Raw genomic sequence first — 26,156 nt, 5'->3', positions numbered from 1 at the left:
CGGCATGTCCGAACACGGGCGACTCCCCGAAGCGACCCCGCCGCGCCTCGACGACCGCCAGCGGTTCCTCCGCCGCGTCTGCGCGGTGACGGGGTCGCGCCAGATCTCCTGGGCCGTGCTGGCCGGGAAGCCCGCGCCCCGGCGCTAGATCGCGCGCACCACCCGGCACGGGTTGCCGGCGGCGAACACCCCGGGCGGAACGTCCCTGGTCACCACGCTGCCCGCGCCGATGACGGCGTTGTCGCCGATGGTCACGCCGGGGCACACGATGACGCCGCCGCCGAGCCACGCGTTGTCACCGATGGTGATGGGCGCGGCGGTCTCCCAGCGCTGCCTGCGCAGTTCGTGGTCCTCCACGGGGTGCAGAGCGGTGAGGAGTTGGGCGCGGGGGCCGATCGACACGTCGTCGCCGATGGTGATGGGGGCGCAGTCCATCAGGATGGCGTCGTAGTTCAGGAAGCTGTTGCGGCCCAAGCGGATCAGGTAGCCATAGTCGCACTGGAACCTGGGCATGACCCACGAGCCTTCGCCGATGTGGCCGAGGAGTTCCTTGAGGATTTCGGCGCGGCGCTCGTCTTCGCCTGAGCGGGTCGCGTTGAAGTCGTCGAGGAGTGCTTGGCAGTGGCGGCGTTCGGCGACCAGGACCGGGTCGTTGTCCCGGTACAGGTCGCCGCGCAGCATGCGTTCCTTGTGATCGGTCACCCGTTCGACGCTACCGGCGTGCGGCGGCGGCGAGCCGGTACGCCTCCAAGGTCCTTTCCGCGGTGTTGCGCCAGGTGTAGCCCGAGGCGTGGGCACGGCGGGCGGCCTGGTCGGTGGCGTTGGGTTCGGTTTCCACGGCGGTGGTCAGGGCGTGCGCCAGAGCCTCCGAGTCGCCGACCGGCACGTGGGTGGCGTGGCCGCCGGCGGTTTCGCGCAGGGCCGGGACGTCGGTGCAGACGACGGGGACGTTGCACGCCAACGCTTCCAGCACGGGGAGGCCGAAACCCTCATCGCGGGAGGGGAGGACGAGGGTGGCCGCGCCGGCGACCACGCTGCGGAGGTCCACGTCGTTGAGGTAGCCGGTGCGGAGCACTCGACCGTCCACACGGGACTCACCGGGGCCGGCCAGGACCAGCGGCGGCAGGGACGGGGTTGCGGCGTGGGCGTCGAGGAGGGTGGACAGGCCCTTGCGAGGGCCGCCTGCGCCTACGAACAGCAGGTATTCGCTGGGCAGACCCAGGCGGGAGCGGAGGCCGTCGGACGGGGGCCGGGCGGCGAACCACGCCGGGTCTACGCCGAGGGGCGTTACGACGATCTTGTCCGGGTCTACGCCGAAGCGGTCCGTCACGACGTTCGCCACGGCCTGGGTCGGGGTGCACACGATGTCCGCGCGCAGCGCGGATTTTTGCACCAGTTCGGGGAGCCTGCGGTCGGACGGCGGTAGTTCGCCGGGGGCGTCGAGGAAGGCCAGGTCGTGGATCGTGGTCACGCCGCCGGCGCGGATCGCCGGGGGGAGCACGAAGTTCGTGGCGTGCATGACGTCCGAAGGGCCGGCCAGGAACTCGACCGGCGGGAACGGGCCGCGCAGCCAGAACTGGCGCAGGAGGCGGGCCGAGACCGGGAGGCCGCGGGCCACCACGTCGTGCGGCAGCACGGTGCGCAGCGCGCGCCACCCGCGCAGGGTGAACGCCACCGCGCGCACGTCCACCGCGTCGGGCATGGACGCCAGTTCCTCCGCCAGCGCGGCGGTGTAACGGCCGATCCCGGTGCGGTGGCCGAGCAGCGGGGTGCCGTCGATGAGCACCTTGAGCGGCTTAGCCATGACCGCGCAACTTCTTCAGCACGCGGCCGGTCGCCCGCTTGGCCACCTCGCGCGGACCACCCTGGCTCAGGTAGTCCCGCACCAGTTTCACGTCCCGTTGGAGTTTTTCCTTGCGCCCCAACGGTGGGTTGCGCACCATCGGCGCGACGCCGGGCAGCCGGTCGGCGGCCGGGCGCGGGTGGCGGCAGAACTCCACGAGCGGCTCCAGGACCGCCTCCCAGGTGAAGCGTTCCCGCACGACGGCGATGCGTTCCGCGCAGGCCGCCGCGAAGTCCTTGTCGTAGAGGACCTTTTCGAGCGCGGCGGCGAGGGCGTCCGCGTCTTCGGACGGCACCACCACGCCCAAGCCCTCACGGGACACGAGGTCGGCGAACGCGTCACCGTCCGTCGTCACGATCGGCAGGCCCGCCCACAGGTAGTCCAACACCCGCGTGCGGAACGCGAACGTCGTCTCCACGTGCTCGTAATGCGTGGTGACGCCCGCGTTCGCGTCCAGCAGCCAGTTCTGCCGGTCGTGGTAGGGCACCCAGGTCTCGTTGAAGAACACGTGCGAGCCGGTGAGGCCGAGCTGGTCGGCGAGCAACCGGGTGTGGTCGGCGATGTCCATGTCCGGCACCTCGGGGTTGGGGTGCTTCATCCCCAGGAACACCAGGCGCGCGTCGGGGTGCTTGTCCCGCAACCGGTCCATGGCCCGGATGAGGGTCAGCGGGTCGAACCACGAGTACACGCCGCCCGCCCACAGCACGACCTTGTCCTCCGGGGCGATGCCCAGCGCGTCGCGCAGGCCGGGGCCGGTCCGCTGCGGAGGCTTGCCGGACAGGCCGAACGGGGCGACGGCCAGCAGCGAGCGGGTGGTGCGGTCGTTGTCGTAGAGGGCCGGGGTGAGTCGGCCCATGGAGGCCAGGTGGCCCAGCCAGAAGTGCCGCTGGCGCTCGGAGGCGCACAGGAAGAAGTCGCCGCGCCGCAACTGATTGTCCAGCACGCGCTGCACGCCTTCGAGGTCCTTCTCGCGCTGCTCGTCGGTGGCGTCGCGGCCCTGTTCCAGCAGTTCCAGGTGCATCGGGTCGTAGATGTCGCACACCACGACCTTGTTCGACTGCGGCCGGCGCAGCTGCGGCAGGAACTCCAGCGCGTGTCCTTGCAGCACCACGACGTCCGCCCACACCAGGTGCGGGTCGATGTCGCGCGGCTGCACGCCGTGTACCGCGAAGCGCGCTTCGGGGGGCATGCACAGGGGGTTGAACGTCACCAGGCGCACGTCGTGTTCGGCGGACAGCACGTCCGCCATGTGCCACGCCCGGATCGCGGGACCCGCCATGCGCTCGGAGATCGCGTCGCCGGTCACGATCAGCACCCGGCGCGGACGCCCGTACAGCTCGTCCAGCCCGAACGCCTCGACCAGCACGTCGTGCGCCGCGAGGTACCGCTCCAGCGGATACGCGGGCTCCAGGGCCTTGCGCATCAGCGTGACCAGGTCCGCGTCGCTCACCGAGCGCGCCGCCTGCTCGACCTTGCGCGACTCCGCCAGCGAGGGCAGCAGCTCCACGAACTGGTCGATCGCCAGGAACCCGGCCAGCGCCTGGCGCGGCACGGGCACCGGCTCGGCGTCCGCCGCCGGGTCCGCCGGCCGCCGGGTGATCTCCAACTGGGTCGGGTCGAGCTCGCCGCGCGCGGTGGCCCGGCGCACGCACAGCGCCAGCGCGGCGGGCAGCGCCTTGGCCAGCGTCTCGTCGGAGGCGTTCTTGTAGAGGGCGGCGAGGGCATTGCGCTCCAACAGGAACAGCTCGCGGCTGGTGTCCACTGTGGACATCGAGGCGTGGTGCTTGTGGTAGGTCAGCGACTGGGGCTCGAACCGCACCCGCCAGCCGCGCAGGTTCAGCCGCCAGCCGAGGTCGACGTCCTCGTAGAACATGAAGAACCGCTCGTCGAACCCGCCCAGCTCGTGGAACAGCGGCGCGCGCACCAGCAGCGCCGACCCGGTCCCGAACAGGACGTCCTTGGGGGCGTCGTGCGACCCGTCGTCGGGCTCGCCGGCGTGCCGCTTGTAGCCCATCCCGAACCAGGTGAGCCCGCCGTCGACGAAGTCGATCGCCCCGCCGTCCCAGTCCAGCACCTTGCTCGCCACCGCGCCCACGGTCGGCTCGTCCCGCAGCACCCGCACCGCCGCGCGCACCCAGTCCGGGTGCGGGCGGGCGTCGTTGTTCAGGAACGCGAGCACCGACCCGGTCGCGTGCCGGGCGCCCAGGTTGCAGCCGCCGGCGAAGCCCAGGTTGGCCGGCGCCTCGACCACCTCGGCCGCGGGCACGGCGGCGCGGATGCGCTCCGCGCTGCCGTCCCCCGACGCGTTGTCCACGCACACGACCTGCAACTTCTCCGCCGGATAGGACAGGTCGGCGTACAGGGCGCGCAGGCAGGTGATGGTGTCCTCGGCGCCGCGGTAGTTCACCACGACCACCGACACGTCAGGCAGGCTCGCTCGCTCCACGCGCTAAGCCTGCCTCATGCCGGTCCGAGGCGTTCGACGAAGGTGCCCTATCCGGCCGAACCGGTGTCCTCCGCGGGGTCGTCGTGATCGTCGTCGTCCTCGGCAGGCGGGGTCGGCAGGGTCGCCCGCTGCCACTCGGCGGTGATCTTGACGTGCGCCTCGACCCCGGACTTGGCGATCACCACCCCGGCCTCCGCGGTGACCTTCAACCCGACCTCGACCATCACCTTGTCCGGCCGGAAGTCGGGCATGTTCCCGATCTTCTGCGCCATGGCGCGGGCGAGCCGGCGGGCGTTGTCGACCCCGGCCTCCAACGTCTGGTCGACCACCCCCAACGCCTCGTCGAGCTTCCGCCCGGCCCGGACGGGCCCGTCGTACTCCTCCTCCACCTCGAACGGCACGAACGACCCGTCGTCGGTCCTGATGGCGATGTACTCGGCCACACCTCTCCTCTCCCTCAACACACCGGTCCCCGGAACGCGGTCGCGGGCGCCGTCTCGTCCTCCAGACCCCACCCGTTGCGCATTGCCACACCGCACAGCGTCGCCATCCATTCCTCCGGATCACCCGACTCCAAGTGCACACCGGTCGGGACGACGTACCCGCCCTGCGCCGCTCCGGGCAGCACGCTCAGCCGCTCGGTGTCCGCGCCGAGGAGGGCGGGCAGTGCCCAGGTCACATCGCGCTCCCACAAGTGCACCGCGATCGGGCCGAACGACGCCTCCGGGGGCACCGTCACCTGGAGGTCCGGTTCCACCTGATCGGGGTCGGCGCGGAAACGGGCGTCGACGTGCCGCCACGGCTCGGCCATCCGCGCTGAACATGGCGGACGCGCACGTCACGCCCCAGTCCTCCGCGACCGTCGCGCCGCTGACCGCGCCGACCGCGACCACCCGCGTGCCGTCGCACCGCGTCACGGTGGGCTCGGCCTGCCCCGGTCGGTCCGCGAGCTTCCCTGGACCCAGCTCACGGGTGCCGAACTCGGACACCGCGAGGAGACCGGTCCCGCTCTCGACCACCGCCTCTCCGGTGGGTAGCACGCCGACCAGGGACAAGCCGCCCGGGGAGAACCCCGTGCCCTTCAGCCGCCCGGGCAGTGGCACGGCGGTGGTCCGGCCATCGGGGGCGCGTACCCGCACTTCACTGGCCTCGCCGCGGGCGTAGGCGATCCACCGGCCGCTGCCATCAGAGACTGCGGTGTCGGCGAAGTCGTCGTTCAGGGTGGTCGACCGGGTTTGCTCGTCGTCGGCGATGCGGATCGCGGCGACCAGGGACAACACCAACAGCGCGACCACGGCGGCGGCCAGCGTGCGGACGGTGGTGCGGCGGGTGCGGGCTTTGGTGGCGGCGGTGAGGAAGTGGCGTTGGGTCGGGGTCAAAGGGTGGGTGCGGGCGATTGTGCGGGCCTTGCGGAGGGGTTTGCCGCGAGGTAGGAGGGCGCGGTCGCGGGTGCTTGCCCAGTGGTGGGCGGTGCGGTCCAAGGTGTCTTGCCCGGTGCGGAAGTCGCGGGACTCCTCGACCCGGTCGTGGAGGCGTTGCCAGTGGTCAACCAGGGCGTGGTGGGCCAGCTCCACTGTGGACGGTCCTGCGGTGACCAGGCGGGTGCGGGCCAGGGGACCGGCGATCTCGCCCAAGTCCTCGATGGGAACGGCTCGGCGGACGTGGCCGCCGCCGGGTAGCGGGCTCACCAGTTGCGTCAGGGCGTGGCGGATCTCGGTCGGGTCGAAGCGTTGCCACACCTGCTCGGCGTACGTGGACACGGCGCCGGCCAGACCCTCTTGGAGGACGGGCATGCCGACCGGGCGGAGTGGTCCCTCGATGACCTTGCGCAGGTCGGGGGTGCCGACAGTGGTGGTGCGGTCGGGGAGGGTGGAGAAGCGCGGGTCGGTGGCCACGCGGAGCAGGGGTTCGGTGGTCGTGGTGACGACCACGTCCACGCGTGGGGCGCGGTGGCGGACCAGGGAGAGTAGGGCGTGGAGGAAGTCGGGGGCGTCGGGGTGGCGGGCCACGGCCTCGTCGAACTGGTCCACCGCGATCGTCAGGCGGCGCAGGTCGCGGTGGACCAGGACCCGGTTCACGGCGTCCTCGACGCGTTCCGGGGTGACTTCGACGTCCAGGACCGCGGAGAGAGCCGCCCGGGGAGTGCTGGTCATGGCCGGGCGGACGATGATCGAATCACCGTCCAGCAAGGGCAGCAGGCCGGCCATGACCAGGGACGACTTGCCGGAGCCCGAAGCACCGGCGACCACCAGCACACCGGTGCCGTCGAGCAGGTCCCGGAGTTCACGGGCGCGGGCGGCCCGGCCGAAGAAGTGCTCGGCGTCCTCGGGACCGAACGGCTCCAAGCCCCGGAAAGGTGAGCCTGAGGCGGCCGAAGCGGCCAAGTCGGGCCATGTCTCGTGGAGCGCGGTCCCGGACAGGGCGTAGCCGATCCGGCGGTCGGCCCGCTCCTCGACCTCCACCACCATGCCGACCACGGCGCCCAACTCGTCGTCGAGCAGCGGACCACCGCTGAACCCCCGGGACAGCGGCACCCCGTACGACCGGTCGTCCTCGACGTGGATGCGCCCGCCCGCGATCGGACCCCGGACCACCCCGTGCGACCACACGCCGTCGGGCCGGTGCGCGGTCACGCCGAACGCCCGCACCCGGTGGTCCCGCAACCCCTCGTGCGCCACCACCCGCAGCGCCCGCGGACCCGCCGGCACATCCGCGACCCGTAGCACGGCGACGTCCGCCAAGTCCGAGCGGAACACCTCGGAGACCGCGGACCCAGCGCCCAGGAACGGGAAGTCCACCTCGTCGCCCACGACATGTGCGCAGGTCAGGACCAGGTCCTCGCCCACCGGGAAGCCCATGCCCACCGCACCGCCGTCCCGGAACACCCGGACCACGGCGCGCTCGGCAGGCTCCACGAACCCCTCCTACCTGCCCGCCCACTCGCGCCACACGGCGCGGCGGGACGCGGTCGCCCGGCGGCCGACGGCCACCCGCTGGGCGAGCGTCGCCGGTAACCGGAAGAGGATCTCCGCGAGCACCTGGATACGCAGCGGCACGCGGAAGTTCGGGGGTCGCGGACCCCGGCGGAACGCCAGCACCGCCGTCAACGCCGTGAAGTGCGCCAACTGGCCCAGGGCGACCGGAAAAGGCGCACAGCGCAGCAGCATGAGCAGCCGGTTGCGCTCGTTCCAGCGGTGGAACAGGCGGGAGCCCGGCCGGGTGCTCGCGCCGTGCCGGTGGCGGACCCGCGCCGGGCCGACCGACACCACCCGGTGCCCCGCCAGGCGCAGCCGCCACGCCGTGTCGGTGTCCTCGTAGTAGCAGAAGAACCCCGCCGGGACGCCGCCCACGGCCCGCAGCGCGTCCGTCCGGAGCAGGGCCGCCCCGCCGCAGAACCCGAACACCTCGCGCCCGGCGAGCACCAGGTCCGCGCCGTGCCCGTCGGCGGTCAGGGCCACCCCCACCGACTGCGTCGACCCGTCCGCGAGCAGCATGGACGACGTGGCCGCGGCGGCGTCCGGGGTGTCGTCGAGCGCCTGCTCCAGGGCGGCCAGCCACCCGTCGTCGGGGACCGCGTCGTCGTTGAGCCAGGCCGTGTACTCGGTGTCGATCAGCGGCAGCACGGCCGCCAGACCGCCCGCGTAGCCCCGGTTGCGGGGCAGGCGGACCACTTCGGGCGCGCTCGGGTGCCGGGCGAGCAGTTCGGCGGTGCCGTCGTCGGACGCGTTGTCCAGCACGAGTGTCCTCTGCGGACGCTGCCGGGCGAGCGCGTCGAGGCACGCGGTGATGTGCTCGCGACCGCGCCACGTCACCACGACCACCGTTGTACCGGGGGTGGACACGGCGTGAGACGGTACGCGACGTGCCCAACCTGGTTGTGCTGACCGAGCAGTTGCTGGCCCCGGTGCCCGGCGGGACCGGCCGGTACACCCGCGAGCTGGCCGCCGCGCTGGCCCGGACCGCCCCGCCCGGCTGGGAGGTCACCGGCGCGGTGAGCAGGCAGGCCGACACCGCGGCGGCCCGGGTCCCCGGCGTGCTCGGGCCGAAGGTGCTGCCGCTGCCGCGCCGCGCCCTGATCGCCGCGTGGGAGCACGGCATCCCGTACTGGCCCGGCGGGGACGCCGTGCACGCGCCCACCCCGCTGGCCCCGCCGCGCGGCCGGGTCGTGGTCACCGTGCACGACACCGTCCCGTGGACCCACCCCGAGACGCTGACCCGGCGCGGCGTCGCCTGGCACCGCAAGGTCATCGCCCGCGCGGTGTCCCGGGCGCAGGCGATCGTCGTGCCGACTCAAGCCGTCGCCGACGAACTGCGCCGGTACGCGCCGGGCAGCGCGCCCGTGCACGTCGTCCACAACGGGGTCAGCGACCTCGCCGCGGAGGAACCGGTGGACGTGCCCGACCGGTACGTCCTCGCCATCGGCACCATCGAGCCGCGCAAGGGCTTCGACACCCTGGTCGAGGCCACCGCCGAGCTGGGCGTGCCGCTGGTGGTCGTCGGACCGCAGGGGTGGGGCGGGGTGGACCTGCGCGCGCCCCACGTGCGGTTGCTGGGCCGCCTCCCGGACGCCGGGCTGGCCTACGTCCTGCGCCGGGCCGCCGTGCTCGCCGCACCCAGCCTGGCCGAGGGGTTCGGGCTGCCCGTCGCGGAGGCGATGGCGGCGGGCGTGCCGGTGGTCCACTCCGACGCACCGGCGCTGGTCGAGGTGGGCGGGGGAGCCGGGCTGGTGGTGCCCCGGGGCGACCGGGCCGCGTTGGCCGAGGCGCTGCGGACGGTGCTGACCGACGAAGGTGTAGCGCACCGCATAGTTGCCGCCGGGAAGGTCCGCGCAGAGGCCTTCACCTGGGACAACACCGCCCGCCGAGTGTGGTCGGCGCACCTGTCGCCCGGTCGGACGCGTCCCGTTTGAGCCAATCCACCTTAACCCGGCCGTCGCCACACGTACTCTTCACCGCGTGCCGTCCGTCGAACCCAGCGTGCTGATCGACGCCACCGCCGTGCCCACGGACCGCGGTGGTGTCGGCAGGTACGTGGATTCGCTGGTCGCGGCCCTGGACGCGGACGGCGCGAAGATCACCGTGGTGTGCCAGCCGCGGGACGCCGAGCTGTACGGCAGGCTCGCCCCGAACTCCCGCGTGGTCGCCGCCGCGGACGCCGTCGCCACCCGGACCGCGCGCCTGACCTGGGAGCAGACCTCGTTGCCGCGCCTGGCTTCCCGCCTCGGCGTGGGGGTCGTGCACTCGCCCCACTACACCGTGCCGCTGGCCAACCGGGCCGCCTCCGTGGTCACCCTGCACGACGCGACCTTCTTCACCGACCCGGTCCTGCACTCGTCGGTCAAGGCCCGCTTCTTCCGCGCGTGGACCCGGGCGTCGCTGCGCCGGGCCGCGCTGTGCGTGGTGCCCAGCCGGGCCACCGCCGACGAGCTGACCCGGGTCGCGGGCGCGGACCGGCGGCTGCTGCACATCGCCCAGCACGGCGTGGACACCGAGCGGTTCCACCCGCCGACGCCCGAGGAGGTCGCGGCCGTCCGCCGGACGCTGTCCCTCGGCGACGCGCCCTATGTGGCGTTCCTGGGGGCGTTGGAACCGCGCAAGAACGTGCCGGCGCTGATCCGGGGCTTCGCGCAGGCGTGCCGGGGCCGGGTGTCGCCGCCGACGCTGGTGCTCGCGGGCCAGCCCGGGTGGGACAGCCAGGTCGAACGCGCCCTGGACGCGGTGCCGCACCGGATCCGGGTCATCCGGGCCGGGTACCTGCCGTTCTCGCAGCTGGCGGGGTTCCTGGGCGGAGCGGACGTGGTGGCGTACCCGTCGTTGGGCGAGGGGTTCGGGCTGCCCGTGCTGGAGGCCATGGCCTGCGGCGCGGCCGTGCTCACGACCCGCCGGCTGAGCCTGCCCGAGGTGGGCGGCGACGCGGTCGCGTACTGCGGGGTCGGCGCGGGCGACATCGCGGCGGCGCTGTCGGAACTGCTCGACGACCCGGCCCGGCGGGCGGCCCTGTCGTCGGCGGCCCTGGTGCGGGCCAAGGACTTCACGTGGTCGACGTCCGCCGCGCGGCACCGCCTGGCCTACGAGAGGGCCTTCCGGACCCACCACCGCTGACGCCACTAGGGTGGCCGGCGTGACGCGCTACGGAGACGGACTGGCGGTCGTGACCGTCACCTACTCGCCCGGGGAGACCCTGGACACGTTCCTGTCCACCCTGGCGGACGCCACGACCCGCCCGGTGACGGTCGTGCTCGCCGACAACGGTTCCACCGACGGCGTGCCCGAACGCGCGGCGGCGTCGGACTCGGTGACCTTCCTGCCCACCGGCGGCAACCTCGGCTACGGCGGCGCGGCCAACCGGGGCGTCGCCTCCCTGTCCGACGAGTACGGCTGGGTGGTCGTGGCCAACCCGGACGTGTCGTGGGACCCGGGTTCGCTGGACGTGCTCCTGGAGGCCGCCAAGCGGTGGCCGCGCGGCGGGGCGTTCGGGCCGTTGATCCGCGAACCGAGCGGCGAGGTGTACCCGTCGGCGCGGCAACTGCCGTCGCTGGGTCGGGGGCTGGGGCACGCGGTGTTCGGCAAGATCTGGCCGGGCAACCCGTGGACGCGCGAGTACCGGCAGGAGAGCGCGGCGGTGCGGGAACGTCCGGCGGGCTGGTTGTCCGGGTCCTGCTTGCTGCTGCGGCGGGAGGCGTGGGACTCGGTGGACGGGTTCGACCCCCGGTACTTCATGTACTTCGAGGACGTGGACCTGGGCGAGCGGCTGGGCCGGGCCGGGTGGCTGAACGTGTACGTGCCGGACGCGTCCGTGACGCACATCGGCGGGCACTCGACTTCCCGCATGTCCAACCGGATGTTGGCCGCGCACCACAGCAGCGCCTACCGGTACCTGTCCGACCGGCACCAGGGACCGTTGTGGGCTCCCCTGCGGTTCGCGGTGCGGACGGGGTTGGGCCTGCGCCTGAAGCTGGTGACCCGCAAGTCCTAGCAAGTCGTCGGTCCCCCGCTGCCCAAGCGGTCAGTCCGCGTTGCGGTGCGGGCAGTCCACCGGTGGGGACACACCTCAACTCGGGCTTCTTGCTTGTGTCATCCCCGTATGGCCCGCCCGAAGGGCTACCACAGATTTCCCGGGTGCAGCCGAAAAGTTTTGCGAGGCACGAGCAAAAGTTTTTAGCGGCACCCGGGAAATCTGTGGTTGGCTTTGCCGGGTCATGCGGGGATGACACAAGCAAGAAGCCCTCGCAGTTGTAGTTGTGTCATCCTTGGCGGCTCGCCCGCCGGCGAGGCTCTTTTAATCTTTGAAGTCGCGCTTACGCGCTCAAATCCACGCTGCGCGGGGCTCAACGCAACGCGCTCCGCGCTGCTGGAGGAGGAACGCGCTTCGCGCTCTTGAACAGCGCTGACGCGCTCCCAAGCTTGAACGCGCCGGCGCGCTCTCAAGATCAAAAGCGGCCTGGAGAACCACCGATGGGGGAGGAAGGGCGTCGGTTCCCCCACCGCATGGCCCGGCAAAGCCAACCACAGATTCACCGGGTGCCGCTAAAAACTTTTGCTCGTGCCTCGCAAAACTTTTTGGCTGCACCCGGGAAATCTGTGGTAGCCCTTCGGGCTCCCTTCGGGCAGGCCATACGGTGGGGGAACCGAGGCCCCGCCGTGGCTGGGAGCAGCCCGCCGCGCGGAGCGCGGCCTAAAAGCAGCCGCTGCGCGGCCGACTCACCGTTGAGGCGTGAATTGGCCGTTCAGCCGTTGAGGCGCTGGGACAGGCCCTGCGGGGGCTGTTCCGGGCCGCCGGAGAGGCGTTGGGACAGCGACGGGCGGGAAGTCGACACCTGCTGGACCGTGGGGACCGGGCCGGGGGCGACGCGGAGTTCCGGCTCGGGCGCGGGGGGCTGTGCGGCGGGTTGCGGTGCCTGCTGCGGGGCCTGCTGTGGTGCCTGTTGGGCGGGCATACCGGGCTGTGCGGCCATCGGCTGCGTGGGCTGCGGGTGGGCGGGCATCGGCTGTGTGCCAAGAGGTTGGGCGGCCAGAGGTTGGGTTTGCGGCCCGTGCGGCTGGGTGGTGATCGGCTGGGTTTGCGGGGCCCGGCCGGCGGCGGCCTGGGCGGAGAGGATCATGGTGGATTCCGGGTCGACCATGCGCGGGTCGGCGGCGTTGACCATGGATCTCGGGATCTGCTGGGTGGCCGACGAGTCCATCGGGCTCGTCATGTTGTCCGGGGTGACGACGTGGATGCCACGTGCGCGAGCACGGGCGAGCGCCGCGTCGGCCCGAGCGCGGGGGTCCATCCGGATCTCTCCTGCGTTTCCCTTGGGCCGGCTCGCGGGGGAGCCGGCGGTGCCGATCGGTGACGCTCCGCGACACAGGACCTGCGCCCGTGTCGTCAAGGTGCTCGTGCCAGAGTATTCGCATCCACGAGCGGAAGTAAGCGGAGGAGGCAAAACGGCATGTCGGAGCTGCAAGGCGCCGAGGCGGTGGTTCTGGTCGGGGGCAAGGGGACCCGCCTGCGGCCACTGACGCTCTCGGCCCCCAAGCCGATGTTGCCCACGGCGGGGGTGCCGTTCCTCACGCACCTGCTGTCCCGCATCCGGGAGGTCGGGATCACGCATGTGGTCCTCGGCACGTCGTACAAGGCGGAGGTCTTCGAGGAGCACTTCGGGGACGGCTCGACGCTCGGGCTGGAGCTGGAGTACGTCGTCGAGGACGTGCCGCTGGACACCGCCGGCGCCATCCGCAACGTCGCGCACCTGCTGCGCGAGCCGGACGTGATGGTCTTCAACGGCGACATCCTCTCCGGCGTGGACCTGCGCGGCGTGCTGGAGACCCACCGGTCCAACGACGCGGACGTCACGCTGCACCTGGTGAAGGTCGAGGACCCGCGCCGGTTCGGGTGCGTGCCGACCGACGCCGAGGGCCGGGTGACCGCGTTCCTGGAGAAGACCGAGAACCCGCCGACGGACCAGATCAACGCCGGCTGCTACGTCTTCAAGCGCCCGGTGATCGAGGCCATCCCGGCCGGGCGGCCGGTGTCGGTGGAGCGGGAGACGTTCCCCGGGCTGCTGGAGTCCGGCGCGCGGCTGCAGGGCCACGTCGACACCTCCTACTGGCTGGACCTGGGCACGCCCGCCGCGTTCGTGCAGGGGTCGGCGGACCTGGTGCGCGGGGTCGCGCCCTCCGCCGCGCTGCCGGCCGCGCCGGGGGACGCGATCGTGCTGGCGGACGCGAAGGTCGACGACGGCGCCCGGGTGACCGGCGGGTCGACCATCGGCACGGGCTGCACGGTGGCGTCCGGCGCGGTGGTCGTCGGGTCGGTGCTGTTCGACGGCGCGGTGGTCGGCGAGGGCGCGGTGGTCGAGCGCAGCGTGATCGGGGCCAACGCCCTGGTGCAGGCCGGCGCGGTGATCAAGGACGCGGTGATCGGCGACGGCGCGGTGATCGGCGCCCGGTGCGAGCTGATCGGCGGCGCGCGGGTGTGGCCGGGCGTGGTGCTGCCCGAGGCAGGGGTGCGGTTCTCGACCGATGCGTAGGACGTGGCGGCCGGACTTCCCGCTGGACGTGGGCGCCGTCCTCGGCCCCCTCCGGCGGGGACCCGGTGACGTCGCGTTCCGCGCGGTCGGCGGGGTCTGGCTGACCGCGAACACTCCGGTCGGGCCGGGCACGCTGCACATCACGCGCTCGGACGCGGTCGAGGCGCAAGCGTTTGGCGAAGGCGCGGAGTGGCTGCTGGACGGCCTGCCCGCGCTGCTGGGCGCGCAGGACGACGACGCCGCGTTCGAGAGCCACCACCCGCTGATCGCCGAGACCCGACGCCGGTTCCCGGGCGTGCGCCTGGGGTCCACCGGGCGGGTGTGGGACTGCCTGCTGCCGGCGGTGCTGGAGCAGAAGGTGACCGCGATCGAGGCGCACCGGTCCTACGCGCAGTTGTGCCGCCGCTTCGGCACCCCCGCGCCGGGACCGGCGACCGGGATGTTCGTGCCGCCCACGCCCCGGGCGGTGCTGTCGATCAACGACTGGGAGTGGCACAAGGCGGGCGTGGACGGCGCGCGCCGCCGTGCCCTGATCGCCGCCGCGCAGGTCGCGCACCGGCTGGAGAACGCGGCCGAGTTGCGCGGCGAGGCCGGCCGGGCGCTGCTGTGCAAGGTGCCCGGTATCGGGGTGTGGACGGCGGCCGAGGTGGCGCAGCGGGTGTGGGGCGACGCGGACGCGGTGAGCTTCGGCGACTTCCACCTCGCCGGTCTGGTGGGTTGGGCCCTGCTGGGCCGCCCGCTGGACGACGACGGGATGGCCGAGGTGCTCGCGCCCTACTCGCCCCAGCGCCACCGGGCGGTCCGGTACGTGGAACTTTCGGGCGCCCGCAAGCCCCGCTTCGCGCCCCGCTTCTCGCCGCGCGACTACCGCGCGATCTGAGCGCGAGGCCGCGTCGGCTTGTCGCGTCGCGTTCCCCGACGATCACGCTTGTCGATCGGCGGGGAACGCGGCGCGACGAGCCGACTTCCCGGCGGCCTCGCCCGCGACGCCGGAGGCGGCGCCCCGCGACACAGCAGCAGCAACCATCGGATGCAGGTCGTCGACGTTCGACGGCATCGCGTCCAGCGGCCACCACTGGAGGTCGACGGACTCTTCGCTGCGAACCGGAGCGGCGTCGATCGGCGCGCGCACCAGGAACCGCACGTCGAAGTGCCTGGTGGGAACACCCAGCGAGCACGTGATCGGGTGCACGTCCAAGTGGATCGGCGTCGGGTCGATGGTCAGGCCCTCGATGCCGCTCTCCTCCGTGGCCTCCCGCAGCGCCGCCCCGGCCAGCGTCTCGTCGGACGGCTCGCAGTGCCCGCCCAACTGCAACCACCGGCCCACCCGCGGGTGCAGCGTCAACAGCGTGCGCTCACCGGCCGCGTCGACCACCAGCGCGGACGCGGTGATGTGCCCCGGCTCGCACGACCGCTCGCACCCGTCCGGGCGGGCCGCCAGGAAGCCCAGGTACGCCTGGCGCAGGGCCTCCTGCTCCCGCTGAACGGGCCGCCACGCCGTCAACACGTCCACCGCGTCCGCGTGCAGGCTCACAGCTCCACGAACCCTTCCTCGACACCGCGCGGCGGGCGCGGGGTCAACGGCTCGACCGGGTGGCCCACCGCCACCGCGCCCAGCGGCTCCCACGTGTCCGGCAGGTCCAGCACGTCCCGGACCACCTCGGGGCAGAAGATCGTCGACGACACCCAGCACGAGCCCAGGCCCTCGGCCGCCAGCGCCACCAGCAGGCCCTGCACGGCCGCGCCTCCCGCGATGGTGAACATGGTGTGCTCCGCCGCCGTCCGCGCCGGGTCCGGGTAGCTGTGCGCGCCCTCGGCCACCAGGAACGGCAGCACGATCTCCGGCGCGTCGCGCAGGAAGTCGCCGCGCGCCACCCGCTTGGCGATGCGCTCCTCGGACCACCCGTCGGCCCGCAGGTCGGCCTGCCAGCGCGCCAGCATGGCGTCCAGCAGGGCCACCCGACGAGCCCGCAGGTGCACGAACCGCACCGGGCGCGTGTGGTGCGGCGCGGGAGCGGTCAGGGCCGCGCCCACCGCCCTGCGCAGCACGGACGCGTCCACCGGGTCGGCCGTGAACGACCGCACGGACCGGCGCACCAGCACCGCCTCGGCCCGCCCCTGCGCCACCGCCTCGTCGACGCCCAGCCGGAACATGTCGTCCTCGATCGGCCGCACCAGGTCCCGCGCGGACGACCCGTCGTCCACCGGCGCCAGGCCCCGGACCACGGCCACCGGCACCGCGCCGAGCTTGCCCTTCACCAGGTCCGCCGCGGCGGCGACTTCGTCGGCCAGCGCCACCTCGGTCACCACCAGCTCGTTGCCCTGGGCGTCCACCGACCCCGCGTACCGGTGCAGCACCGCCAGCCCGGACGCGCCGATCGCCGAGTCGGTCTGCCCGACCCGCCACGCCCGGCCCATGGTGTCGGTCACCACGACCGCCACCTCGACGCCCAACCCCTTGTTCAGCGCCGCCCGCAGCGCCGACGCCGACCCGTCCGGGTCCACCGGCAGCAACGCGATCTCGTCGCCGGCCACGTTCGACGCGTCGACCCCGGAGGCCGCCTGCACCACGCCGAGCTTGTTCTCGGTGATCAGCGTCCGCCCGCGGCGGGCGAGCACGCGCACCGCCTCCGCCTCGACGTACGACCGGCGCACCGCGTCCCGCTGCTCGGGGTCGGTCGGCACGGACACCAGCCGACCCTCCACTTTGGACAGCACCTTGCTGGTCACCACGACCACGTCCCCGGACTCCAGCCAGGGCGCGGCGGACGCGATGGCGCCCGCCAGGTCGTCGCCGGGGCGGAACTCCGGCAACCCGGGCACCGGCAGGATCGTCACGGCCCCGGCGGAAGCGTGGTCAGCCAACGGACACACCGGCCAGTTCCAGCGCCGCGCGGGCCATCGCCGCGGTGGCGTCCACATCGGACATCAGCAGCGGCACCGCGCGCACCGCCACACCGGGCACGTCGCACCGGTCGCCGGTGTGCACCAGCCACCCGTCCAGCACGCCGCCCTCGGTGGTCTTGCGCGACCCGTAGAGCCGGCCCACCGCCTCCGCCGACGTCTCCACGCCGATCGCGGTCAGGCACGCGTCCGCCATCCCGCGCAGCGGCTTGCCGCCGATGATCGGGGACAGGCCCACCACGCCGGCCTCGGTCTTGCGCAGCGCGTCCCGGATGCCCGGCACGGCCAGGATCGTCCCGACGCTCACCACCGGGTTGGACGGCGCCAGCAGCACCGCGTCCGCCTCCAGGATCGCGTCCACCACGCCGGGCGCGGCGGTCGCGGTCTCCGCGCCGACCGACGCGAACGACTGCGCCGGCAGCGACGCCCGGTGCCGCACCCACCACTCCTGGAAGTGGATCGCCCGGGTCTCGTCGCCCTCCGACACGACCACGTGGGTCTCGACCCGGTCGTCGGACATCGGCAGCAGCCGCACACCCGGCTGCCAGCGGTGGCACAGCGCCTCCACCACGGCCGACAGGGGGTAACCCGCGCGGAGCATCCGGGTGCGCACCAGGTGCGTGGCGATGTCCCGGTCGCCGAGGCCGAACCACGTCGGCTCCGCGCCGTACTTCGCCAGCTCCTCCTTGACCGTCCAGGACTCGTCCGCGCGACCCCAGCCGCGCTCGACGTCGATCCCACCCCCCAGGGTGTACATGCAGGTGTCCAGGTCGGGGGTGATCCGCAACCCGTGCATCCACACGTCGTCACCGGTGTTCACCACCGCGGTGACCTCGTGCTCAGGGGCACCCAACAACGACTTGAGGCCGACGAGGAACCGAGCCCCGCCCACCCCTCCCACCAGTACGACGACCTTCACGGGACGCCATCCTCCCACCGGGGCCACAACGGCCCGCACTCAGCGCTGAACTACCGGGGCGAGTCAGCGCCAGAACATGAACGCGCCCTGACCGAGCCCGGCCCACAGCGGCTCGCCGCCGACCAGCCCGAACACCGTGTAGGACAGGTCGAAGAAGATCGCCGCGATCGCCGGGAACGCCAGCAGCACCGCGAACAGCACCAGCGGCGCCCACGGCCGGGCCTTCGCCCCGAACTGCTGCGCCTGGTAGGACATCCACGGCTCGATCACGCCCCACCCGTCCAGGCCCGGCACCGGCAGGATGTTCAGCACGAACGCCAAGATCTGCAGCAGCGCCAGGTACGACAGCGCGGCGGAGAGCCCGGGTGGCGGCTGGAACAGCAGCACCGCCAGGCTCAGCAACGCGCCCAGCACCAGGTTGCTCACCGGTCCCGCCAGCGACACCAGCGACTCGACCCGCTTGTTGCGCAGGGCGTGGTGGTTGATCCACACCGCGCCGCCGGGCAGCGGGATGCCGCCGAACGCCAGCAGCACCAGCGGCAGCACCAGCGACATGATCGGATCGGTGTAGTGCCGGATGTCCAGCGTCAGGTAACCGCGCGATTTCACCGCGTAGTCGCCGCCGCGGTAGGCGACGACCGCGTGCCCGAACTCGTGCAGGCACAGGGAAACCGCCCAGCCGCCGAGCACGAACAGCACGGTGCCGGCGATCACCAGGGGGTCGTCGATCGGGGATTCGGGGTTGCCGAACAAGGTCAGCACGGCGCCTGCCACCGTGATCGCGAGCAGGCCGAGGAACAGTGGACTGGGTCGCACCGCTGATCGCTTCACCCCACCAGTGTGGCCTTCCCCCACCGGTGGTCGACAAGGCAGGCTGGGTTCGGCCGATCGGGGCGTCCTGGTCGCTCCGCGTGCCGCGCGAATCACCGTCTGTGCTGCGAGTCAAGGTTATTCCCGCCGATCGATCGAATATCCCCCTTCCTGTGGACTCGGCTTGACCGGGTGTTGTGACACAGGTGTAATCACATCGGTGTCATTCGTCGTTGTGGGGACGGCGAGTGGTGTCCGCCAACCGGGGAGAGCGGAAGGCGAGGAGGCGGACGGTATGCGGGAATTCGACGGGGGTCGTGACGTGGACGGGGACGCGCCGGCGCGGGAGTCGGTGGTGTTCACGGAACTCTTCGACGCGACCGACGAGCAGGACTGGCAGGAGCGCGCCCTGTGCGCGCAGACCGACCCGGAGGCGTTCTTCCCGGAGAAGGGCGGCTCGACGCGCGAGGCCAAGCGGATCTGCCTGGGCTGCGAGGTGCGCTCCGAGTGCCTGGAGTACGCGCTGCAGCACGACGAGCGCTTCGGGATCTGGGGCGGGTTGTCCGAGCGGGAGCGGAGGAAGCTCAAAAAGCGCGCCGTGTGATCGTCCGCGCGGTGCCCTGGCCTACCGTGTCGTCCCACGGGTAGTCGGACGGACGGGAGCGGCACTTGACGAGCGGCGCCACTCCACGGCTGCGCACCGCGCCCGTGCTCGCCGTGCTGGTGTGCCACGACGGCGACCAGTGGCTGGGCACGGCCTTGTCCGCGCTGCGCCGGCAGCGCCCCCGGCCGCGGCACGTGATCGCCGTCGACACCGGGTCCCTCGACCGCACGCCGAAGATCCTCGCCGAGGCCGCGGTTGGTCCCGATCGGGTGATAGACGGGATCTTGACCCTGCCCCGCGGCACCGGGTTCGCCGAGGCGGTGCACGCGGCCGTCGACCACGCGGTGGAGCGGTGGGGCGACCCGGGCGCCTGGCTGTGGCTGCTGCACGACGACTGCGCGCCCGACCCGGACTGCCTGTCCCTGCTGCTGACCGCGGCCGAGGTGTCGCCGTCCGCGGCGGTGCTGGGCCCGTTGAGCCTGGACTGGGCCGACCCGCGGCTGGTGGTCGAGGCGGGGCTGTCCACCGACTCGTCCGGGCACCGGCAGACCGGCATCGGCGGCGTGGAGTTCGCCGGGTCGTTCCAGCAGAGCACGGAGGCGCTGGCGGTGCCGTCCGCGGGCTCGCTGATCCGGCGCACGGCGTGGGAGTCGCTGGGCGGCTACGACCGGGAGCTGCCGCTGCTGCGCGACGACATCGACTTCGGCTGGCGCGCCAACCGCGCCGGGCACCTCGTGCTGTCGGTCCCGGTCGCGCGGATGCGGCACGTGCGGGCGGTCTCGCGGGGGATGCGCAAGCTCGACGCGGCCGTGGCCCGGCCGGGGCCGTTGCTGCGCGGCGTCGACCGGGCGCACGGCCTGCGGACGTTCCTGGTCAACTGCGGTGGCTTGGCGTTCCTGTGGGGCGTGCCGAGGCTCGCGGTGCTGGGGTTGCTGCGCGCGCTGGGTTTCCTTGTGGTGCGGCGGTTTTCCGATGCGCGCGGGGAGTTGGGCGCGGTCGGGTACGTCCTGGGTGGACGCGCCGGGTTGCGCGCGGCCCGTGCGGCACGACCCGACAAGGGCGTGGTGCGCGGGCTGTTCACGACGCGGATCACGAGGCTGCGCAACGCGGTTCGGGGTGCGTCGGCGTACCTGATCCGGCGGCGGGTCGAGGCCGACGCGGCGCTGGGGCGGTTGCCGGAGGACGATGTCCGGCCGGTCGCGTGGTCGCCACCGTCCGAAGTGGAGCGTCGGGTGGTCGGCCCGTCCGCGCTGCCCGCGGGTGTGCTGTCGCGGCGGCGGCCGGTGCGGGTGACCGGCGGGTTGCGCCGGCCGGCGACGACGGTGCCGGTGGAGGCGCCGGTGCGGGGCTCGTTGCGCCCGTCGCCGCGCCCGCGGCCGTCGCCGGTGCCGCGCGGCGGGTCCGTGGTGTTCGTCGAGGTCGACCGGGCGCGGATGCTGTGGTCGCTCGTGCTGGGTCCGCCGCTGGTGCTGGTGCTCGGCCTGGTCGTCTTCGGCGTCTTGGCGAACGCGTCGCGGATCGGGTTGGACCTGTCCGGTGGGCGGCTGCTGCCGGTGCCGTCGCTGGCCGAGGTGTGGTCGGAGTACCTGGCGGCGTGGCACCCGGTGGCGGGCGGCACGTCGGCTCCCGCGCCGGCGGCCCTGGCGGTGCTGGGGACGTTGGGCGTGCTGGTCGGCGGTCCGGCGGTCGCGGTGGCGCTGCTGTTGATCGGCAACGCGCCGCTCGCCGGGCTGTCGGCCTACGTGGCGACGCGCCGGCTGCCCGTGCGGCGGCCGGTGCGGGCGGTGGTGGCGGCGGCGTACGCGCTGGCCCCGGCGGCGACGTCGGCGGTGAGCCAGGGACGGCTGGACGTCGTCGTGGTCCACGTGCTGCTGCCGGCGGTGTTCGCCGGGGTGCTGGCGGTGCTGCGGGGCGGCTCGGGGACGTCGTGGCTGCCGGTGGCGTCGGGGACCGCGCTGGGGCTGGCCGTGGTCGGTGCTTTTTCGCCTCTTGTGCACGCCTTGGTGGCGGTGGGGGCGCTCGTCGGGTTCGTCGCGCTGCCGGGGCGGGTCGGCGACGGGCGGCGGCGGGTGGCCGGGCTGTTCATCGTGGTGCTGCTGCCGATGGCGTTGCTGATGCCGTGGCCGGCGGTGGTCCTGCGGGACCCGTCGATCGTGCTGCACGGGGTGGGCGCGTTCATGCCGTCCGAGCCGGTCGCGGTGTGGGATCTGCTGGCGTTGCGGCCGGGTGGGCCGGGGGCGCTGCCGTTCGTCGGTGGGCTGGTGGTGCTGTTCGCGCTGGTCGCCATGGTGTCGCGGTTCTCGCGGGCGATGGTGCCCGGGCTGGTGGTGGTCGTCGGGGCCGGGCTGTCGGTGATCGTGCTGCGGACGGTCGAGGTGTCGCCGATCGGGGGCGGGTCGGCGGAGCGGGGCTGGACCGGTGCGCCGCTGGTGGTCGCGTCGTGGGGGTTGCTGTGGGTGGTGCTGGCGGCCTGTCGGCGCGATGCCCGGCCGTTGGCCTTCGAACGGGTCTTCGCGCTGGCCGGGGTGGTCGCGGTGGCGGCGCTGGCGTGCTGCGGGTTCCTCGGGATGCGGACCGGTCCGTTGACCGCGTCGGCGGCCCGGCTGCCGTCGACCGTGGCGCAGGAACTGCCCCGGACCGGTCGGTCGGTGCTGGTGCTCGGGACGCCCACGCGGCAGGTGGCCGGGCGGATGCCCGCGTTCGGCGACGACGACATCGTGCCGGTGCCCGGGGCGGCGTCCCGGCTGGACCGGTGGCACCGGGACCTGGTCGGCGGGGAGCCGCGGGCGGCTCGGGCGGCGTTGGCCCACGCGGCGGCGTCGGGCGTGGCGTTCGTGGTGACGGAGGACCGGGCGTCGGGGCAACGGCTGCGGGACGCGGTGGGTGACCTGGTCGCGGTCGCGCCGCCGATGTCCGACGGGCGGCCGGTGTACCGGGTCCAGTTGGCGGCGGGGAACGCCGTGCTGCTGTCCCCGGAGCTGGCTCGGCGCGCCCGGACGGGTGGGACGCCGCCGGACTCGCTGGGCGTGCCGGGGATCGCTCCCGTCGAGTCGGCTCCGCCGGAGGTGGGGGTGCGGGTGTCGGAGGGGCCGGAGGGGCGGTTGCTGGTGGTCGCGGCGGACGAGGAGCCGGGGTGGTCGGCGACCGTGGACGGGCGGCCGGTGGCTGTGGTGCGGGCCTGGGGCCACCTGGTGGGGGTGCCGGTGCCGGCGACCGCGTCCGAGGTGCGGGTCGAGGCGTCCAGCACCCTGCGGGAACTGTTGTTGCTGGTACAGGCCGCCGCAGCCTTGTTCACCGCCCTGACCGCGATCCCGTCCCGCCGCCGGGCGTGACCCCCGGCTACTCGCCGTCGATCACGTCCGGGTCGAGGCCCAGGTAGTTCGCGACCTGCTCGACCAGCACGTCGTGGACCAGGTCGGCCAGGTCCGCGCCGTCCTTGGCGCGGGCCTCCAACGGCCGCCGGTAGAGGACGATGCGGGCGCGGCGGTCCGTGCCGGCCGGGAGGAGGCGGGCCAGGGGGACGTTGCCGTCCTCGACCACGTCGCCGTCGTCCGACGAGGCCTGGACGTCCGGGACGTCGTCCACCGCCACGTCCAGCTGGGTCAGCTCCGTGCGCCAGCGGGCCTCGATGGGCTCCAGGGCCTCCAGGACCAAGGCGTCGAAGCGTTCCGCACGGCTGCGGGCCGCGGGCAGCGTGGCCGGGTACAGCGGGCCGCGCAGGCCCCGTCCGTGGCGGTCGCGCCTGCGCCGCCTCGACGGGCCTTGACGTCGGGATCCCCTGGCCATCACCACGGCGTACAGGTTAGTTCCCCCGACCGAGGGGGCCGCCCTCGACCTGAGGTCGCGTCGGTCTGTCGTCCGGTCTCCAGCCCGGTCATGCCCTTTGACCGGGGTGGAGGCCGGGTGATGGGCCGACTTTCGGGCGACCTCAGCGCGACGCCGAAGGCGGCGCCATCCAACACCGACTTGGCCAAGTCCACCGACGCGCTGAGGGCAATCCAACACACCTGCGCCCGGACGCGATATCGTCCCCGCCGTGCGGAGCGTGAGACGGTGCTCGCGAACCGGGTGCGCGAACCCGGCAGTCGCCACGCTCACGTACGCCTACGCGGACTCCACGGCGGTCGTCGGACCCCTAGCCACCTACTCCGAGCCGCACAGCTACGACCTCTGCGAAGAACACGCCCTGCGCCTCACCGCGCCGCGCGGCTGGGAGGTCGTCCGGCACCAGGGGCAGTTCGTGGCACCCGAACCCACCGTGGACGACCTGACGGCGCTCGCCGAGGCCGTGCGCGAAGCGGGCCGGGCGGATCGGCCGGTGGAGGCCCCGGAGGTGCCCGCGGGCACGATCCGGCGAGGTCACCTGCGGGTTCTGCCCGATCCTAACGAAGACTGAACGGACCCGACACAGCTCTGACGTCAGCGCCGGTAGGCTTCGGCACGCCCACGTCAAGAGCCGAACCGGGAGTGTGGCTGTGCGCGATCTGTCCGGCATCGTCAAGGCCTACGACATCCGCGGTGTCGTAGGCGAACAGCTGGACGCGGACGTCGTCCGCGAGTTCGGCGCGGCCTTCGCGCGGCTGGTCGGCGGACCGGCCGTGGTCATCGGCCACGACATGCGCGAGTCCTCGCCGGGGCTGGCCGCCGCCTTCGCCGAGGGCGTCACCGCCCAGGGCGTCGACGTCATCAGCATCGGCCTGGCCAGCACGGACATGCTGTACTTCGCCTCCGGCAAGCTCGACCTGCCCGGCGCGATGTTCACCGCCAGCCACAACCCGGCCCAGTACAACGGCATCAAGCTGTGCCGCGCGGGCGCCGCGCCGGTCGGCCAGGACTCCGGGCTCGCGCAGATCCGCGCCGACGTGGAGCAGGGCGTCGCGGACGCCGAGGGCGTGACCCCGGGCACCCTGTCCGAGCGGGACATGCTCACCGAGTACGCCGCCTACCTGCACGAACTGGTCGACCTCTCCGGCTCCCGGCCGTTGAAGATCGTCGTGGACGCGGGCAACGGCATGGGCGGCCACACCGTCCCCAAGGTCTTCGAGGGCCTGCCCATCGAGGTCGTCCCGATGTACTTCGAGCTGGACGGCAGCTTCCCCAACCACGAGGCCAACCCACTGGACCCGAAGAACATCGTGGACCTCCAGGCCCGGGTGAAGGAGGAGGGCGCGGACGCGGGTGTCGCGTTCGACGGCGACGCCGACCGCTGCTTCGTGGTGGACGAGCGCGGCGAGCCGGTGTCCCCGAGCGCCATCACCGCCCTGGTCGCGGTGCGCGAGCTGGCCAAGGACCCGGGCGGCACGATCATCCACAACCTGATCACCTCGCACGCGGTCCCCGAGATCGTGCGCGAGCACGGCGGCACGCCCGTCCGCACCCGCGTCGGCCACTCCTTCATCAAGGAGGAGATGGCCCGCACCGGCGCGATCTTCGGCGGCGAGCACTCCGCCCACTACTACTTCCGCGACTTCTGGCGCGCCGACACCGGCATGCTGGCCGCCCTGCACGTGCTGGCCGCGCTCGGCGAGCAGGACGGCCCGCTGTCCGCGCTGACCGCCGACTACGAGCGCTACGCGGCCTCCGGCGAGATCAACTCGACGGTGGCCGACCAGGCGGGCAGGCTGGCAGCCATCAAGGCGGAGTTCGGCGCGCGTGAGGGCGTCACGCTGGACGAGCTGGACGGTCTCACGGTCGGCCTGCCCGACGGCTCGTGGTTCAACCTGCGGGCCTCCAACACCGAGCCGCTGCTGCGGCTCAACGTCGAAGCCGCCGACGCGGCCTCCGTCGCCGCGCTGCGCGACGAGGTCCTGGCGATCGTGAGGGGATGACAGCCGTGGCCGTCCAACTCGACCCCCAGCTGCTGGAGATCCTGGCCTGTCCGGGCCCGGACCACGCGCCGCTCAAGCCGGGCACCGCCGACGACCCGCAGGCCGACTTCCTGACCTGCACGTCGTGCGGCCGGTCCTTCCCGGTCCGGGACGGCATCCCGGTGCTGCTGCTCGACGAGGCTGTCGAGCCGTCGGCGGGGTGATCGGGTGCTCGACGACAGCCTCCTCGACGACCAGGCCCGGCTCGCCGACGTCGACACGAGCGGTCTGCTCCGCGCCGCCGCGCGGGCGGGCGCGCAGGTCCGGGCCACCGCCGAGGCGGCGGAGGAGCTGGGTGTGCGGCGGGTGTTCGCCGAACGCCCGCGCGCCCTGGTGCTGGTGACCCGGCCGGGTGTCGCGGCCGCCGTGGCGAAGCTGGTGACCGCGCTGCTCGGGCCCGCGTGCCCGGTGCCGGTCGTGGTCGCCGAGGACGTCCCGACCTGGGTGGGCGCGCTGGACGTGGTCCTCGCGCACACCGAGGACCCCGGTGACGTGGTGCTGGCCGAGGCCGTCGACCGGGCGGGGAGGCGGGGCGCGCGGGTGCTGCTGACCGCCGAGCCGGACGGCCCGGTGGCCGCGTCGGCGGCGGGTCACGCGCTGCTCATCCCGCCCCGCGTGCCGGTGCCGCAGGGCTTCGGGTTCGCGCGGGCGTTCGCCGCGTGGGTGGTGGCGCTCAACGCGCTCAAGCTGCTCGACGTCGACATCGAATTGGTGGCCGACGAGTTGGACCGGGAGGCCGAACGCGACCACCCGATGCACGAGTCGTTCGTCAACCCGGCCAAGACGCTCGCGCTGCGCGTCGCCGACCGCACCCCGCTGCTGTGGGGGCTGGACGAGCCGGCGACGGCCGTCGCGGCGCACGGGGCGGGCGTGCTGGCCTGCTACGCGGGCCTGGTGAGCGACGTGGCGGGCTACCCGCAGGCGCTGACCAGGTCGGTGCTGCACCGCCGGGCCGTGCACGGCACCTCCGGCGCGGACATCTTCGCCGACCCGGAGGACGAGTCCGACGGCCTGGTGCGGGTGCTGCTGCTGGCCGTGCGCCAGGGCCGGGCGGCCGAGGTCGCGCGGCGCTCCGCGCAGGACACCTTGCCGGGAGCCGACGTGCTCGAACCGGCCGAGGAAGTGACCGGCGGCGACGCGGTGTGCTCCGCGCTGCTCGCCCTGCGGTTCGAACTGGCCGCGCTGTACCTGGGGCTCGCGGCGGGGACGCTGGGTGGCCCGGGGCTGTACGCGCCGGCCGTGTGAGGGGATT

At 73.4% G+C, this 26,156-nt stretch carries 24 protein-coding genes; 12 read left to right on the top strand and 12 right to left on the bottom strand.

The features are described 5' to 3' along the window. Window positions 1-4: 4 nt before the first annotated feature. Entirely contained in the window at window positions 5-148 is a 144-nt protein-coding gene (locus RIN75_RS14355; protein ID WP_309112393.1) for a hypothetical protein, read from the top strand. Here the strand turns inward: RIN75_RS14355 and RIN75_RS14350 are convergent. The 6 genes from RIN75_RS14350 to RIN75_RS14325 all read right to left on the bottom strand — a co-directional run bounded on the left by RIN75_RS14350 (window position 145) and on the right by RIN75_RS14325 (window position 8,131). Continuing rightward, complete coding sequence (locus RIN75_RS14350; protein ID WP_375295960.1) at window positions 145-681, bottom strand: sugar O-acetyltransferase; 537 nt, start codon at window positions 679-681, stop codon at window positions 145-147. The genes RIN75_RS14355 and RIN75_RS14350 overlap by 4 nt on opposite strands. A gap of 31 nt (window positions 682-712) precedes the next feature. Next, the gene (locus RIN75_RS14345; protein ID WP_309112391.1) at window positions 713-1,804 is read right to left on the bottom strand and encodes a glycosyltransferase family 1 protein; all 1,092 of its coding nucleotides are present in this window, start codon (window positions 1,802-1,804) and stop codon (window positions 713-715) included. Continuing rightward, window positions 1,797-4,289, bottom strand: coding sequence for a glycosyltransferase (locus tag RIN75_RS14340; RefSeq protein WP_309112390.1), 2,493 nt, complete (start codon window positions 4,287-4,289; stop codon window positions 1,797-1,799). Before RIN75_RS14340 ends, RIN75_RS14345 begins: the two co-directional genes overlap by 8 nt. A gap of 47 nt (window positions 4,290-4,336) precedes the next feature. After that, complete coding sequence (locus RIN75_RS14335) at window positions 4,337-4,732, bottom strand: CU044_2847 family protein (protein ID WP_309112389.1); 396 nt, start codon at window positions 4,730-4,732, stop codon at window positions 4,337-4,339. A gap of 120 nt (window positions 4,733-4,852) precedes the next feature. Next, a complete protein-coding gene (locus RIN75_RS14330) occupies window positions 4,853-7,204 on the bottom strand; it encodes a trypsin-like peptidase domain-containing protein (RefSeq protein WP_309112388.1) in 2,352 nt (783 codons plus the stop codon). 9 nt (window positions 7,205-7,213) lie between these two features. Further along, a complete protein-coding gene (locus RIN75_RS14325) occupies window positions 7,214-8,131 on the bottom strand; it encodes a glycosyltransferase family 2 protein (RefSeq protein WP_309112387.1) in 918 nt (305 codons plus the stop codon). A 20-nt stretch (window positions 8,132-8,151) separates the two neighbouring features. On the opposite strand from RIN75_RS14325, the gene RIN75_RS14320 reads away from it, so the two are divergent. The 3 genes from RIN75_RS14320 (at window position 8,152) to RIN75_RS14310 (ending at window position 11,264) form a co-directional block, all read left to right on the top strand. Further along, entirely contained in the window at window positions 8,152-9,198 is a 1,047-nt protein-coding gene (locus RIN75_RS14320; RefSeq protein ID WP_309112386.1) for a glycosyltransferase family 1 protein, read from the top strand. 67 nt (window positions 9,199-9,265) lie between these two features. Beyond that, window positions 9,266-10,390, top strand: a complete 1,125-nt coding sequence (locus tag RIN75_RS14315; RefSeq protein WP_309112513.1) for a glycosyltransferase family 1 protein — start codon at window positions 9,266-9,268, stop codon at window positions 10,388-10,390. Window positions 10,391-10,409: 19 nt separating this feature from the next. Further along, complete coding sequence (locus RIN75_RS14310) at window positions 10,410-11,264, top strand: glycosyltransferase family 2 protein (RefSeq protein ID WP_309112385.1); 855 nt, start codon at window positions 10,410-10,412, stop codon at window positions 11,262-11,264. A gap of 751 nt (window positions 11,265-12,015) precedes the next feature. On the opposite strand, the gene RIN75_RS14305 is transcribed toward RIN75_RS14310, so the two are convergent. After that, window positions 12,016-12,561 carry a hypothetical protein gene (locus tag RIN75_RS14305; RefSeq protein ID WP_309112384.1) on the bottom strand — a complete coding sequence of 182 codons (546 nt, stop codon included), beginning with the start codon at window positions 12,559-12,561 and terminating at the stop codon, window positions 12,016-12,018. A gap of 159 nt (window positions 12,562-12,720) precedes the next feature. On the opposite strand from RIN75_RS14305, the gene RIN75_RS14300 reads away from it, so the two are divergent. Continuing rightward, window positions 12,721-13,800 carry an NDP-sugar synthase gene (locus RIN75_RS14300; protein WP_309112383.1) on the top strand — a complete coding sequence of 360 codons (1,080 nt, stop codon included), beginning with the start codon at window positions 12,721-12,723 and terminating at the stop codon, window positions 13,798-13,800. Beyond that, window positions 13,793-14,680, top strand: a complete 888-nt coding sequence (locus tag RIN75_RS14295) for a DNA-3-methyladenine glycosylase 2 family protein (protein WP_309112382.1) — start codon at window positions 13,793-13,795, stop codon at window positions 14,678-14,680. Before RIN75_RS14300 ends, RIN75_RS14295 begins: the two co-directional genes overlap by 8 nt. Window positions 14,681-14,722: 42 nt before the next feature. Here the strand turns inward: RIN75_RS14295 and RIN75_RS14290 are convergent, their stop codons facing one another. From RIN75_RS14290 to RIN75_RS14275, 4 genes are all read right to left on the bottom strand, one after another. After that, window positions 14,723-15,334 (bottom strand): NUDIX hydrolase, encoded by a 612-nt coding sequence (locus RIN75_RS14290; protein ID WP_309112381.1) that lies wholly within the window; start codon window positions 15,332-15,334, stop codon window positions 14,723-14,725. Beyond that, the gene (locus RIN75_RS14285) at window positions 15,331-16,665 is read right to left on the bottom strand and encodes a coenzyme F420-0:L-glutamate ligase (protein WP_309112380.1); all 1,335 of its coding nucleotides are present in this window, start codon (window positions 16,663-16,665) and stop codon (window positions 15,331-15,333) included. The genes RIN75_RS14290 and RIN75_RS14285 overlap by 4 nt, the downstream gene beginning before the upstream one ends. Then, window positions 16,658-17,623, bottom strand: a complete 966-nt coding sequence (gene cofD, locus RIN75_RS14280) for a 2-phospho-L-lactate transferase (protein WP_309112379.1) — start codon at window positions 17,621-17,623, stop codon at window positions 16,658-16,660. Before cofD ends, RIN75_RS14285 begins: the two co-directional genes overlap by 8 nt. Before the next feature lie 63 nt (window positions 17,624-17,686). Next, window positions 17,687-18,454: a site-2 protease family protein gene (locus tag RIN75_RS14275; RefSeq protein WP_309112378.1), complete on the bottom strand. Its 768-nt coding sequence runs from the start codon at window positions 18,452-18,454 to the stop codon at window positions 17,687-17,689. A gap of 274 nt (window positions 18,455-18,728) precedes the next feature. Between RIN75_RS14275 and RIN75_RS14270 the strand changes: the two genes are divergently transcribed. Together RIN75_RS14270 and RIN75_RS14265 are read left to right on the top strand one after the other, a co-directional pair. Continuing rightward, entirely contained in the window at window positions 18,729-19,037 is a 309-nt protein-coding gene (locus RIN75_RS14270; protein ID WP_309112377.1) for a WhiB family transcriptional regulator, read from the top strand. Between the two features lie 65 nt (window positions 19,038-19,102). Further along, window positions 19,103-22,369 carry a glycosyltransferase gene (locus tag RIN75_RS14265; RefSeq protein WP_309112376.1) on the top strand — a complete coding sequence of 1,089 codons (3,267 nt, stop codon included), beginning with the start codon at window positions 19,103-19,105 and terminating at the stop codon, window positions 22,367-22,369. 7 nt (window positions 22,370-22,376) lie between these two features. Here the strand turns inward: RIN75_RS14265 and RIN75_RS14260 are convergent, their stop codons facing one another. Next, window positions 22,377-22,823: a metallopeptidase family protein gene (locus RIN75_RS14260; protein ID WP_309112375.1), complete on the bottom strand. Its 447-nt coding sequence runs from the start codon at window positions 22,821-22,823 to the stop codon at window positions 22,377-22,379. A 250-nt stretch (window positions 22,824-23,073) separates the two neighbouring features. Here RIN75_RS14260 and RIN75_RS14255 point away from each other — a divergent pair, with 250 nt between their 5' ends. From RIN75_RS14255 to RIN75_RS14240, 4 genes are all read left to right on the top strand, one after another. Further along, window positions 23,074-23,433: a DUF3499 domain-containing protein gene (locus tag RIN75_RS14255; protein WP_121225427.1), complete on the top strand. Its 360-nt coding sequence runs from the start codon at window positions 23,074-23,076 to the stop codon at window positions 23,431-23,433. A 79-nt stretch (window positions 23,434-23,512) separates the two neighbouring features. Then, window positions 23,513-24,865 (top strand): phosphomannomutase/phosphoglucomutase, encoded by a 1,353-nt coding sequence (locus RIN75_RS14250; protein WP_309112374.1) that lies wholly within the window; start codon window positions 23,513-23,515, stop codon window positions 24,863-24,865. A 5-nt stretch (window positions 24,866-24,870) separates the two neighbouring features. After that, window positions 24,871-25,068, top strand: a complete 198-nt coding sequence (locus tag RIN75_RS14245; RefSeq protein WP_309112512.1) for a Trm112 family protein — start codon at window positions 24,871-24,873, stop codon at window positions 25,066-25,068. Window positions 25,069-25,072: 4 nt separating this feature from the next. Next, the gene (locus RIN75_RS14240; RefSeq protein WP_309112373.1) at window positions 25,073-26,149 is read left to right on the top strand and encodes an SIS domain-containing protein; all 1,077 of its coding nucleotides are present in this window, start codon (window positions 25,073-25,075) and stop codon (window positions 26,147-26,149) included. Window positions 26,150-26,156: the final 7 nt, after the last annotated feature.

It is taken from the genome of Saccharothrix sp., assembly GCF_031180885.1.
Taxonomy (GTDB): Bacteria; Actinomycetota; Actinomycetes; order Mycobacteriales; family Pseudonocardiaceae; genus Actinosynnema.
The sequence above is the reverse complement of the archived record's forward strand: the minus strand, read 5'-3'. Positions and strand labels throughout refer to the sequence as shown.

What these genes read in the sequence shown, in the direction of transcription:
- RIN75_RS14355 (WP_309112393.1), top strand. Translation starts at nt 5, where the DNA reads ATGTCCGAACACGGGCGACTCCCCGAAGCGACCCCGCCGCGCCTCGAC.
- RIN75_RS14350 (WP_375295960.1), bottom strand. Translation starts at nt 681, where the DNA reads ATGCTGCGCGGCGACCTGTACCGGGACAACGACCCGGTCCTGGTCGCC.
- RIN75_RS14345 (WP_309112391.1), bottom strand. Translation starts at nt 1,804, where the DNA reads ATGGCTAAGCCGCTCAAGGTGCTCATCGACGGCACCCCGCTGCTCGGC.
- RIN75_RS14305 (WP_309112384.1), bottom strand. Translation starts at nt 12,561, where the DNA reads ATGGACCCCCGCGCTCGGGCCGACGCGGCGCTCGCCCGTGCTCGCGCA.
- RIN75_RS14300 (WP_309112383.1), top strand. Translation starts at nt 12,721, where the DNA reads ATGTCGGAGCTGCAAGGCGCCGAGGCGGTGGTTCTGGTCGGGGGCAAG.
- RIN75_RS14295 (WP_309112382.1), top strand. Translation starts at nt 13,793, where the DNA reads ATGCGTAGGACGTGGCGGCCGGACTTCCCGCTGGACGTGGGCGCCGTC.
- RIN75_RS14270 (WP_309112377.1), top strand. Translation starts at nt 18,729, where the DNA reads ATGCGGGAATTCGACGGGGGTCGTGACGTGGACGGGGACGCGCCGGCG.
- RIN75_RS14260 (WP_309112375.1), bottom strand. Translation starts at nt 22,823, where the DNA reads ATGGCCAGGGGATCCCGACGTCAAGGCCCGTCGAGGCGGCGCAGGCGC.